Source organism: Flavobacterium sp. FG68 (assembly GCF_057808895.1).
In genome coordinates this window covers 313753-326718 of record NZ_JBMDIY010000001.1, presented here as the reverse complement: position 1 = coordinate 326718, position 12966 = coordinate 313753, and the positions used below count along the sequence as shown (strand labels likewise).

Annotated in this window: 8 protein-coding genes and 1 tRNA gene; 5 read left to right on the top strand and 4 right to left on the bottom strand. The window is 33.8% G+C overall.

Annotated elements, in window-relative coordinates; genetic code table 11:
- Positions 1-1070: 1070 nt before the first annotated feature.
- Positions 1071-1155 (bottom strand) — tRNA-Leu (locus ACODSB_RS01395).
- Between the two features lie 109 nt (positions 1156-1264).
- Between ACODSB_RS01395 and ACODSB_RS01390 the strand changes: the two genes are divergently transcribed.
- The 3 genes from ACODSB_RS01390 (at position 1265) to ACODSB_RS01380 (ending at position 4887) form a co-directional block, all read left to right on the top strand.
- Positions 1265-2653, top strand: a complete 1389-nt coding sequence (locus ACODSB_RS01390; RefSeq protein WP_488935728.1) for a dipeptidase — start codon at positions 1265-1267, stop codon at positions 2651-2653.
- 450 nt (positions 2654-3103) lie between these two features.
- On the top strand, positions 3104-3475 hold the full coding sequence (locus ACODSB_RS01385) for a BlaI/MecI/CopY family transcriptional regulator (RefSeq protein ID WP_056207485.1): 372 nt from the start codon (positions 3104-3106) through the stop codon (positions 3473-3475).
- On the top strand, positions 3472-4887 hold the full coding sequence (locus ACODSB_RS01380; RefSeq protein ID WP_488935727.1) for an N-acetylmuramoyl-L-alanine amidase: 1416 nt from the start codon (positions 3472-3474) through the stop codon (positions 4885-4887). The genes ACODSB_RS01385 and ACODSB_RS01380 overlap by 4 nt, the downstream gene beginning before the upstream one ends.
- 127 nt (positions 4888-5014) lie before the next feature.
- Here ACODSB_RS01380 and ACODSB_RS01375 read toward each other — a convergent pair whose 3' ends face one another.
- Positions 5015-6379 carry a saccharopine dehydrogenase family protein gene (locus ACODSB_RS01375; RefSeq protein ID WP_488935726.1) on the bottom strand — a complete coding sequence of 455 codons (1365 nt, stop codon included), beginning with the start codon at positions 6377-6379 and terminating at the stop codon, positions 5015-5017.
- Between the two features lie 186 nt (positions 6380-6565).
- Between ACODSB_RS01375 and ACODSB_RS01370 the strand changes: the two genes are divergently transcribed.
- Entirely contained in the window at positions 6566-6952 is a 387-nt protein-coding gene (locus ACODSB_RS01370) for a DUF423 domain-containing protein (RefSeq protein ID WP_053469957.1), read from the top strand.
- A 206-nt stretch (positions 6953-7158) separates the two neighbouring features.
- The gene (gene pckA / locus ACODSB_RS01365) at positions 7159-8763 is read left to right on the top strand and encodes a phosphoenolpyruvate carboxykinase (ATP) (RefSeq protein ID WP_053469958.1); all 1605 of its coding nucleotides are present in this window, start codon (positions 7159-7161) and stop codon (positions 8761-8763) included.
- Between the two features lie 234 nt (positions 8764-8997).
- On the opposite strand, the gene ACODSB_RS01360 is transcribed toward pckA, so the two are convergent.
- Positions 8998-10056: a phytase gene (locus ACODSB_RS01360; RefSeq protein WP_488935725.1), complete on the bottom strand. Its 1059-nt coding sequence runs from the start codon at positions 10054-10056 to the stop codon at positions 8998-9000.
- 75 nt (positions 10057-10131) lie between these two features.
- Positions 10132-12942, bottom strand: a complete 2811-nt coding sequence (locus ACODSB_RS01355; protein ID WP_488935724.1) for a TonB-dependent receptor — start codon at positions 12940-12942, stop codon at positions 10132-10134.
- Between the last annotated feature and the right edge of the window lie 24 nt (positions 12943-12966).

The window sequence follows — 12966 nt, the reverse complement described above, 5'->3', positions numbered from 1 at the left end:
TCTAAAGTTAAGATTTAGTTCTTAACTAGAACTCCATGCTAAGTTAGCACATCCATTTTTCCAATGATAAATTTTTTAAACATCTCGAATGTAATATCTTATTAGGAATACTATTTTCACTTGCAATTTGTTTCATTGCTTTGAGTATATTATTTCTTGTAAAATCATATAATAATTATTTACGGGGTTTTAATTACCCTAATATTTCCTATTTAAAATCAATTCGAAAATATCAAAAAATTACTATTTCAGATTATAACAATTTAGTTGAAGAGGGGCAAAAAATAACTTTTGAAGATGATTTAATAGATAGGTTAATACGTATAACAGATGAAAACACAAAAATTAACGATACTCGATCATTTGATTTATATGTTTCAAAAACTTTTATAATTTTAACATTGGTTACTTTATTCTTTATATCAACAATTTTAATAATTAAAAATACTCAATTATGCTAGACGACGACGAACCAAGAACACAGCCACTTGAAAGACCATCATTTCCAGAAGATCGAAGAGAAAAATCGGAGGATAATACTCCGCTACCAAGAAATTAATTTTTTTGTTGAAATCTTTTTAAACTTGAACTTATGATTTGTAAAGCAAGCCCGTTTTAAAGACGGGTTTAAATATTGTATAACTGCGCCACGGATCTACTGTCATCTAAAGATGCAATTATAACCATCTTCCTGCTGCTGTTATAAAGCCAAATTGTATATGCAGTATTATATATGTCAAAATTTATAATATACCCTATGTCTCTTCCTAAGTAACCACCAAATTTACAAATGCCCCCCTCTCCTTATTTTTTCCTCTACCCTCCACTTAAATTGAGATAACTTAATCTTTCTCATTTAAAGCAATCATTATAATTTTTTTTCTCTGAGTTTTATTTATAGTATCAATCAAAAATAAAATACATTTAAGAAATCAACATATAATTGGAAGTTTAAGCAAATCAAATTAGATTAATTTACGTTAATAAAGAGAAAAAGGGGTAAAATTGGGGGTAGAATAAAAATAAAAAAGACTTAAAAAACTGAATTTCAGTAATTTAAGCCTTAATGTTGGTGCGGATAATAGGACTCGAACCTACACGCCTTGCGGCACCAGATCCTAAGTCTGGCATGTCTACCAATTTCACCATATCCGCGTAATTGTGGGTGCAAAGATAAGCATACTTTCGAATATTCAAAGAAAAATTTCAAAAAAAATATTAATTCTCTTTTTTGTACTTTTGGTTTTCTATAAAAATTATTTAAATGGAAAATATTAAGTCCTACGTTCAACAACATAAAGATCGGTTTATCAATGAATTGATCGAATTATTAAAGATTCCGTCGGTAAGTGCCGACACTGCATATTCACAAGATGTTATTGATACAGCAGAGGCTGTAAAAGAAAGTTTATCAAAAGCAGGCTGCGATTTAGTTGAAGTTTGCGATACTCCGGGTTATCCAATTATTTATGGAGAAAAAATAATCGACCCAAATCTTCCAACAGTTTTAGTTTACGGACACTACGATGTTCAACCGCCAGATCCATTAGAATTATGGACTTCACCGCCTTTTGAACCCGTTATAAAAACTACAGATATTCACCCAGAAGGCGCAATCTTCGCGCGTGGAGCGTGTGACGACAAAGGTCAGATGTACATGCACGTAAAAGCGCTTGAATATATGGTGCAAACTAATAATTTGCCTTGTAACGTTAAATTCATGATCGAAGGTGAAGAAGAAGTTGGTTCGGCAAGTTTGGCTTGGTTTGTAGAACGCAATCAGGAAAAACTGAAAAACGACGTTATCTTGATTTCAGATACGGGAATGATTTCTAACCAACAACCATCAATCACGACAGGTTTAAGAGGTTTGAGTTATGTTGAGGTTGAAGTTACAGGTCCAAACCGCGATTTGCATTCTGGTTTATATGGAGGTGCTGTGGCGAACCCAATTAATATTTTGGCAAAAATGATCGCTTCTCTTCATGACGAAGACAATCATATTACGATTCCGGAATTCTATGATAAAGTTCAGGAATTATCTGCAGAAGAAAGAGCTGAAATGGCAAAAGCGCCTTTTAGTTTAGAAAAATATAAGAATGCTTTAAACATCGCAGATGTTTACGGCGAAAAAGGTTATGTAACTAACGAGCGCAACTCCATCCGTCCAACATTAGACGTAAACGGAATTTGGGGCGGTTACACTGGCGAAGGTGCTAAAACGGTTATTGCGAGTAAAGCTTTTGCTAAAATCTCAATGCGTTTGGTTCCAAATCAGGATTGGGTTGAAATTACAGAACTTTTTACAAAACATTTTACAAGTATTGCTCCGGCCGGAGTTACGGTAAAAGTGACGCCTCACCACGGTGGACAAGGTTACGTTACGCCAATTGACAGCATTGGATATCAGGCTGCCAATAAAGCGTATACAGAAACGTTTGGGGTTCCGGCAATTCCGGTTCGTTCTGGCGGAAGTATTCCAATTGTGGCTTTGTTTGAGAAAGAACTAAAAAGCAAAACGATTTTGATGGGATTTGGTTTGGACAGCGATGCAATTCACTCGCCAAATGAACATTTCGGAATCTTTAATTACTTGAAAGGAATTGAAACTATTCCGTTGTTTTATAAGTATTTTGTGGAATTGAGTAAATAAGGTGTTTTTGCCGCGAAGGCGCTAAGACACTAAGATTTTTTTAGATATAGAATCCGTTCAGAAATGAGCGGATTTTTTTTTGGAAAGAAACAAAGATTTTTTGAATTGCCTCCAGTTTTAGCTGGAGGTTTTAAAAGAGATTAGCATTGGCTTTAGCCGAACTATTAGGGATTTTGTTTTAATTAAATACAATACAAATTTGGCTAAAGCCTTTTCTCTTGAGTTCCTTCTACACCTCCAGCTAAAGCTGGAGGCAATTAAAAAAAATGTCCTTAAAGCTTTGTTTTTGTGTGACTTAAAATAAATTTTTCCTAAATAAATTTGCATATTAAAATTTTAACTCTACATTTGTAGAATAAAATCTATAAATGTAGAACGATAAAGAATTGTTTAAACCCTAAAAGAAAAAACTTAGAAACTTAGCAACTCAGAATCTTAGACCTTAAAAATATGCAGCTATCAAACTCAGAAGAACAATTAATGGAACATCTTTGGAAGCTTGAAAAGGCTTTTATGAAAGATTTACTGGAAGCGTATCCAAAACCAAAACCGGCAACAACAACCGTAGCAACGCTTTTAAAACGAATGATCGACAAAAAATTTGTTGCTTATAATGAATTTGGAAATTCGAGAGAATATTATCCTTTGGTTAAAAAAACGGATTATTTCTCAAAACATGTAAAAGGACTTATTAGCAATTTCTTTAATAATTCGGCTTCACAATTTGCTTCTTTTTTTACGACCGAAACCAATTTGTCGGCTTCAGAATTAGAAGATCTTAGGAAAATAATAGATTCAGAAATTCAAAAAAAGAAAAAATGACAGACTTTCTAATAAAATCGACAGTTAGTTTAAGCGTTCTTTTGGTTGTATATCTTTTGCTCTTGCAAAAAGAAAAAATGTTTCGCTTCAACAGGTATTTTTTATTAGTCAGTTTATTGTTTTCAATAGTGGTTCCTTTTATGTCTTTTGAAATTCAACAAGATATTCCTATTGTGTACAATAATGCAATTCCGTTTTCGACTAATACAGGCCATCTTCCAATTCAAACAGAATTGATAGATATAAACAAAGATGAACAAACCAATTACTGGCTTTCTCTATTATGGATAATTTATGGCTTAATTACTTTAATACTAAGTTATCGGTTTGTTCAAAATATTTATAAAATCACATCTAAGGCTAAAGTATCTAAAATCATTGTGTATCAAAACATAAGAATGGTTTTACTCTTAGAGAAAACATTGCCTTATTCGTTTTGGAATTCCATTTACATGAATCAAAATGATTTTGAAAATGGACTAATAGAACAAGAATTGTTTACGCATGAAATTGCCCATGTAAAGCAAAAACATACTCTTGATGTGATTTTTATAGAAGTTTTGAAAACGTTATTTTGGTTCAATCCTATCTTTATTTTTTACAAAAAAGCCATTCAGCTTAATCATGAGTTTTTGGCAGATGAAAATGTAATAGCAGCACATAATGATGTTTATTTATATCAGAACCTTTTGCTCAACAAATTCAACATTTCCAAACCCATTTATTTGACTAGTAATTTAAATTTTTTATCAACAAAAAAACGACTTATTATGATGACAAAAATCACTTCAAAAACAAAAGATCTAATGATGCAGTCTTTAGCTGTTTTTGGCCTTTTAACAATCTTTTTGATATTAGCTTTTAAACCATTGCCATTGAGCAGTAAAAAAACGATAGTAATTGATGCCGGACATGGAGGAGAAGATATTGGAGCGCAGATTGGTTCCGGGCAAGAAAAGAAAATTGTAGAAAATATTGCAAATAAAATAAAGCTATTAAATGGTAAAGATGAAATTGAAATTATTTTGCTTAGAAAAGATGACAGCTTTATTGAATTAAGCGAAAGAGTATCGAAAATAAACAAAATAAACCCAAGTTTGGTCATTTCTTTGCATGTAAATAGTTCAGAAAATTTGAATGAAAATGGGGTAAATGCGTATGTTTCAAAACAAAATGGTTTTTATGAAGAATCAAAGGAAAAGGCTGAAAATTTAGTTGATAAAATCTCAAATGGAAAACTTGCCAAAGGTGAGGTTAAAGATGCAAATTACTTTGTGCTTAAAAACTCAAAATGTCCTGCATTATTAGTAGAAATTGGCTATTTGACAAATGAAAATGATAGAAATTATCTGATTAGCGAAAATGGACAAAATGAAATTGCAAATAAAATCATAGAATTTATAAAAATCTAAACGTTTGTCAAGAAGCCTATAGCGCTGTCCCTTTAAGTCTAAAAAATAAAAAAATCCGCTTTCAGAAAAATCTGGAAGCGGAAAAATAAACTAAAAAAAATTCTAAAAATAAAAAGTGAGATCAGGATTAAAATAAATCCGGATTGTATCCAAAATAAGGTACGCCTTGTTCGTTAAAAATAACGCCGTACTCTTCTAATTCCTTTAATATTGGTTCGTAAACTTCTTTTTTTATCGGAAGCTGAACGCCCGGAGTTGTAATTTTTCCATTTAAAATCAGCAAAGTTGCCATCGCAACCGGAAGTCCGACTGTTTTTGCCATCGCCGTATAAGTTTGATCGTCGCCAATACAAACCATTTTTGAATCGATTTGTTTTTTATCGCCGTTTAATTCATAACCAAATTTATGATACATCACGATCATATCTTTATCATCTGGTTCAAGCGCCCAGCTGTCGGTTAAGATTTTTTCTAAAATTTGAGCCGGAGTAGCATTTGGCAGGTTTACTTTTTTGTTTGGGTTAAATAAATCCAATTCTAAAAGCTTATCCCACATAATATCGTCCTGATCAATTTTAAGGATAAAACGTGTCTTAATTTCAACAGAATCTGTTGGATGATACGGAAGAAAGGAATTCATAAATTGACGATAGCTCATGTTTTCAGAATCTTCGATAACATAACTGTCATCCGTCATTCCGAGCTGCACGAACATATTCCACGCTTTCGAAAAACCAACTCTTCTAATTGTTCCTCTATATAAGGTCAGGACATCATCAAGTCCGTAAATTGATCTGTATTTAAGCGAATCACGGTTGGAGTAGGCTTCAAATTTTCCGTAACCTTCGACTTCAAGAAATTCTGTCCGGCGAAATAATGCGCTGTACGGAATATATTTATAAGTGCCTTCCTGAATAAATTTTGCTGCTCCGCCTTGTCCGGCCAAAACCACATTTCGAGGCGCCCAGGTAAATTTATAATTCCATAAATTATTATCAGATTCGGGAGCGACTAAACCGCCGCAAAACGATTCAAACAAAAGCATTTTACCGCCTTTTGATGTGATTTCGTCAATAACTTTCATGGCGCTCATGTGGTCGATTCCCGGATCAAGACCAATTTCGTTCATGAAAATCAGGTTGTTCTTTTTCGCTTCTTCATCAAGAGCCTGCATCGCATCACTTATATAAGATGCGGTTACAAGATGTTTTTTAAACTGCAGACAATCTTTTGCGATTTCGATATGTAAATGTGCCGGAAGCATCGAAATTACAATCGAAGCTTTTTCAATAGCGACACGTCTTTCTTCGGTATTAAAAATATCTAAAGCAATTGGAGTTGCATTTGGATGCTTTTGTGTTTTTTTCTCGGCTAAAGCCAAAGACAAATCGGCAACAACAAGATGCAGGTTTTCGGTTTCTGATTTTGCAAGTAAGTAACGAATCAGCGAAGATGCTGATCTGCCGGCTCCAATTATTAAAACGCTTCTCATAACTCTAATATTTAACACAAACATATTAAAATGTTATAAATATAACAAATATAATTTCAAAAATGATAATTATTTAATTCGTAAATCGAACAAAAAAGTCATTTTAAGAGCTGAAATATTTTAAAAACTAAAATGAATATTGAATAGGATGAAGTATTTTTGTTTGAAATTAAAAATCTGGAAAATATGAAAAGAAGAATAGTTTTAACTGGAGCCTTTATAGGAATGTTAGCCATTATTTTTGGTGCTTTTGGAGCGCATTTGCTAAAGAAATATCTGGCTGTCGAAGAGTTAAACACTTTTGAAGTTGGTGTTCGTTACCAAATGTACCACGCTCTTTTTTTACTTTTTCTTTCAACCAGAAAAGACATCGCCGAAAAAACCTTAAAAACAATCTACAATTTAGTTGTTGCCGGTGTTGTTCTCTTTAGCGGATCTATTTATTTATTAGCTACTAAAAGTCTTACAGTTTTTGATTCTAAAATTATCGTATTCGCAACACCTTTGGGCGGATTCTTATTAATTATTGGCTGGGCGGTATTATTTCTTACTATTTTGAGGAAAAAATCATAAAATCCAGAAAAAAAAATTCTGTGTAAAAATTAATCTTTAATTTTGTCTCATAATTAACATATAACGTTACTTATGTGAATTTTTAATACTTTTTGTCTCCTTTGATAAAAAATATAACAATTTGCAAACTTGGACTTTACGTTTAAGAATAAGTAAAATTATATTTTGTTGCACCAAAAAATAACATACAACACAACATTAAATTTATGGACAATAACACACTTTTCGCGCAATCGATTTCGTTAAAAGAATTAGGAATAGAAAATGCAACGGTTCGTTACCAGTTATCAGCAGATGAACTGCATGCAATAACTGTGCAGTCAGGACAAGGTGTTGAGGCCTCTACAGGTGCTTTGGCAATTAATACAGGTGAATTTACAGGACGTTCTCCACAAGATCGTTTTATTGTAAAAGACAGCATTACAGAAGATAAAGTATGGTGGGGAAATGTAAATATTCCGTTTTCACCAGAAGCTTTTGAGAAATTATATAATAAGGTAACCAAGTTTTTATCTGACAAAGAGGTTTTTGTTCGTGATGCTTACGTGTGTTCAGATCCAAATTATAGACTAAACGTTCGTGTTGTTACCGAAACAGCCTGGTCAAATTTGTTCTGTTATAATATGTTTTTGCGTCCGGAAGAAGCTGAACTGGCAAACTTTACTCCAGAATGGACTGTAGTTTGTGCTCCAAGTTTTATGGCAGATCCTGCTGTAGACGGAACACGTCAGTCTAACTTTGCTATTTTAGATTTTACTAAAAAAGTAGCTTTAATTGGCGGAACGGGTTATACAGGAGAAATGAAAAAAGGAATTTTCTCTGCCTTAAACTTCATTTTACCGGTTTTTGAAAATACATTACCAATGCATTGTAGCGCTAATGTTGGTAAAAACGGAGATACAGCCATTTTCTTCGGATTATCAGGAACAGGAAAAACAACTTTATCTGCAGATCCGGAACGTAAATTAATCGGAGACGATGAACACGGATGGACTGGTGAAAATACTGTTTTCAACTTTGAAGGCGGATGCTACGCTAAAGTAATCAACTTAACAGAAGAAAACGAACCGGACATTTACAGAGCAATCAAAAAAGGTGCGCTTTTAGAAAATGTGGTTTTTAAAGCAGGAACTAAAGAAGTGGATTATGATGATGTTTCGATCACTCAAAACACTCGTGTAAGTTACCCAATAACACATATTGACAATATTCAGCCGGGTTCTATTGGTCATAACCCAAAAAATATATTTTTCCTTACAGCAGATTCTTTCGGAATTCTGCCTCCAATTTCAAGATTAACTCCAGGGCAGGCTGCTTACCATTTTATTTCTGGATATACAGCAAAAGTTGCCGGAACTGAGGCTGGAGTTACAGAACCACAGCCTAATTTCTCTGCTTGTTTTGGAGCGCCTTTTATGCCTTTACATCCAACAAAATATGCTGAAATGTTAAGCAAAAAAATGAAAGATGCTGATGTAAAAGTTTGGTTAATCAACACAGGATGGACTGGCGGTGCATACGGAACAGGAAGCCGTATGAAACTAAAATATACTCGCGCCATGATTACAGCTGCATTAAACGGAGAACTGGATAATGTAGAATACAAAAATCACGCAGTATTTGGAATTGCAAAACCACAATCTTGTCCAAACGTTCCAGAGGAAATTTTAAATCCTAGAAATACGTGGGAAGACAAAGATTTATACGATAAAAAAGCGCTGGAATTAGCTCAGAAATTCAAAGCTAATTTTGCCAAGTTTGAAGAGTTTGCAAATGCTGAAATCTTAGCAGGCGCACCGATTACAGAATAAGAGGAATTATTTAATTCAAATTAAAAAAGCTGTTCAGTTATGAACAGCTTTTTTTTAGTATTCAGTGTTCAGATTTTTTAGTGTTCAGTCACGGTACGGTTGCAATGTCACTCTGAGCGAAGTCGAAGAGCTTTTGCGTTTCGAGGGCTTCGACTTCGCTCAGCCTGACATTTAGTTTTCAGTCGCAGTTTCCAGTCTCAGTAAAAACTGAAAACTGCGACTGTGACTGAAAACTTATTTTTTAGATTCATCAATACGTTTCTGGATTAAATCCCACGCATAATAATGAAACGTCATTCCATTGCTCATGGCTACGAAAAGTCCGTTTTTGTATTTTGGACCTAAATTTACGCTTGTAACATCGGCACCATCACATTCCACTGTTGACGTTGGAACTTCTGCCAATAAAGTGTGCTTGTTTGGATTTCCTTTTGCGCCTTCTCTCGGATAAACCATAAAAGAATTTGCCTGTTGGTTTGAAACTAAAATATATCCTGTAGAATCTGTTTTTTTGTAAATCGCGATTCCTTCGTGATCTGCTTTAAAATCTTTTTGACCAAAGAAAGCCAATTCTTTATTATCATTTAAAGCCGGATCAGCTTTGTGTTTTCTAATGCCGACTTGTTCGTCGCAATAGTAAACAAAACCTAATTCGTTGTCAACAGCAATTGCTTCAATTTCTTTTTTACCGCTGTAAGTTCCAAATTTACGAACCACTTTTGCAGCAGCAAATTTTCCGTTTCCAGAAAGTTCATACTGCCATAAATAACTTCCAGTCGGACCCGTTTTTCTTCCTACAATAGCAAAAATCTTCTGATCGCTTGGACGTGTATATAAAGAAACTCCCATTGGATCTCTTTCTGTTTCGCCTTCAAAAACTGGAATTCCGCCATTATCAATTGGTTCTAAATCAGGTAAACTGAAAATTCTTATTTTGTTGGTTTCACGTTCAGTAGTAACTGCAATATCTACTTTTTTTCCGTCGATGATTAATCCGTAAGCGATATCAACATTATTTGGACGTTGTAAAACAATTGATTTTTTAAGGATTTTTCCATTCAAATCAAAAGCATACAAACCACCGTCGGTATCTTTATCCGTTCCCACAATAATACTTTTTGTTGCATCGGCTGGGTTAATCCATATAGAAGGATCGTCTGTATCGTGAGGCAAAGTTTCGGTAACCGTTGTTGGTTTTACCGCATTTGGTTGAATTTGCGCTAATTTATCGTCTTTACAAGCTGTAAATGAAAGGCTCAAAAATAAAAAAGCAAGTATAGATTTGTTTTTCATTAGGTGTTTTATTTTAAATGAAATTAGACAGAACGGTAAAGTCCTGTCTAATTTAAGAAATTTATAAATGGATTATTACAAGTCTAATTTCAATCCAAAATTGTAACGAGCCTGGTAATATTCTACTTGTTTTGTATGCGTTTCAATTCCTTGGTAGTAACGCAATGGCTGATTTGTTAAGTTATTAGCTTCGGCAAAAAGACGAAGTTTTGGCGTAATCTTGAAAGCAGCATTGGCATCTAAGAAAAACTGTTTGTCGTAATAACTGTCTTTATACGATTCTGAACCTAATTCATCTAAATAATCAGAAGTAAAGTTGGTTGAAATTCTTGCAGAAAAACGTTTGTTTTCCCAAGATAAAGATCCGTTAAACATATGTGGAGTAGTTCCCGGAAGGCTGATATCTTTTCTTTCGTTTCCATCTTCATCGGCAATTCCTTTTGCTTTAGATTTTGTGTACGTATAGTTTAAATAAACTGCAAAACCTTTTAAGAATTGACCCGGAAGAAAATCTAACTGACGTTGAAATGCGACTTCAAATCCGTAAACATCAACTGTATCACCATTTCGAGATTGTAAAAATGACCAGTTTTCACCCACCGGAATTGGGTTTGTCTGATTAGGGAAATCATTTGCAAATTTCACACTGTCGTATTCATTATCACTGTAGTTGTAAATGAAATCATTTAATCTTTTGTAGAAAACACCTCCGGAAATTAAACCAACAGATTTGAAATAATTCTCGGCCATGAAATCATAATTATATGAGTATGTTGCATCAAGATCTGGATTTCCGGCTGTAATTTCTTTATCTGAAGCGATATTGTTTACATAAGGTGCTAATGCATAATAGTTTGGTCTTGCTAAAGCGGTAGTTGCTGCAGCTCTTAAAACTAAATCCTTAGTAGCATTATATTGAAAAGAAATACTTGGCAGTAAATTTGTGTAAGAGTTTGTCGTGTTGATTTTGCTTTCTAATTCTTCTTCATCCAAAACACGGTTTCCAGTATAATCAATATGTGTATTTTCCATACGGAAACCTAAAACCATAGAAAGTTTGTCGTTAAAATCCTGATCCCATCTTACGTAAGCAGCATAAATACTTTCTTTTGCATTATAGTTTACCGCTAAAAATTCTGATGGATCTGATTCTTTATCAAATAAAGCTGGATTGTTTAAATCAAGATTTCCTAAGAAATTTGCCGAAGCAAAAGTTCCCGGTACATATTTAGTTCCCGGATTGAAATTTTTACCATCAAAAGTAGTTGTCGAAATTTCAGATAATAAATCCATTCCGTCATTAATTGGTTCGTAAGTAAAGAAAGTATTGTTTCTTTCTTTTTCTTTCAAACGAAGTCTAAGACCCGTTCTCAATCTTCCTTTTTGAGCTGGAATAATCGTAAAAGGAAAACGGATATTAACTTTTGCACCAAATTCACTTTCGCTTGTTTCATCTGTATTTTCAGAAACCGAATCAAATTCAAATTGATCTAAAGCTTCTCCAGTTGTTGTAACCAATGGGAATTTTAAATCAGAAAAATTTTCAGTCATTTGTAAACCTGTCTGACGATATTCGATATAACGCTCTCCCGGACGATATTCTCTAGCTTTCGCATAATTTGCAGACCAGTCTAAATCTAAACTGGAATTGATTAAATGCTCTCCGCGAAGAGAATAATTCTGCACTCTTTGATCTTCTAATCTTCTGTTTTTGTTTCTGCTATTATCTAAACCACCTTTTGTCTGACGTTTTACACGGCCTTCAAAACCTGTAATTTGTTCACCATTATAAATAGGTTCGATATCATCATAAGTCGTTCTAAAACGGTTTTCTCTATCGTCTCTCCAGTTGTAAATGGCATTAGCAAAAATGGTATTGTTTTCATTAAATTTATAATCTAAAGCAATTGATCCGCTGCGGCGAATACGCTGTACATCATATTTTCTAATTTCTGAAGCTTGTAAATATTCATTTCCAAAATCATCTTTTACCCATTCGTTTTCTACGTTATCAGATCCGTAATCAACATTGTTATAAGAACCGCTGAAAACAGCTCCTAATTTATTATCGAAAAAACGATTTCCGTATACAAAACCTGCTGTATAACTTGCATGTTCACGTATTGGTAAATACCCCCCCGCAAGCGTTGCAGAAATTCTTTCTCCATTTGGAGTTGCTCTTGTAATCAAGTTTACAGAACCTCCAATAGCGTCAGCATCCATATCTGAAGTCAAAGTTTTGTTTACTTCAATAGTAGAAATCATATCAGATGGAATTAAATCCATTTGTACATTTCTGTTATCTCCTTCTGCAGAAGGAATTCTATCACCATTTAAAGTAACCGAGTTTAAAGACGGAGCCAAACCTCTAATAATAATATTACGGGCTTCACCCTGGTCATTTTGCATTGTAATACCCGGAACACGTTTTAAAGCGTCTCCAACATTGGCATCTGGAAAACGCCCCATTTGGTCTGACGAAATTACGTTTCCGATATTTTTATTGTTTTTTTGCTGATTCAGCGCTTTTGCCTGACCTTTTAAGATATCTCCAACAACAACTTCATTCAGCTCTGTTCCAGAAGTTTTAAGAGCGAAATCTAAAACATTGTTTTTGCTTTGTTCAACAGTAATTTCATGAGTTATAGAAGTATATCCAATATATTTTACTTCAACTTTATAAGTCCCTGCATTAATATTTAATAATTCAAAACGGCCGTTGTAGTCAGAAATCGTGTATTTGTTTTCTCCAACAATCTGGACCATCGCTCCCGGAAGCGGAAGTTTGTCGTCTGCATCCAGCACTTTTCCGGAAATTATCGCTTTTTGCGCATAACCCGAAACGGCTAAAAATAAGAACATTAGTAATAAATTGATTTTTTTCATTGTGTGTTTAGTTTGATTCTTTGC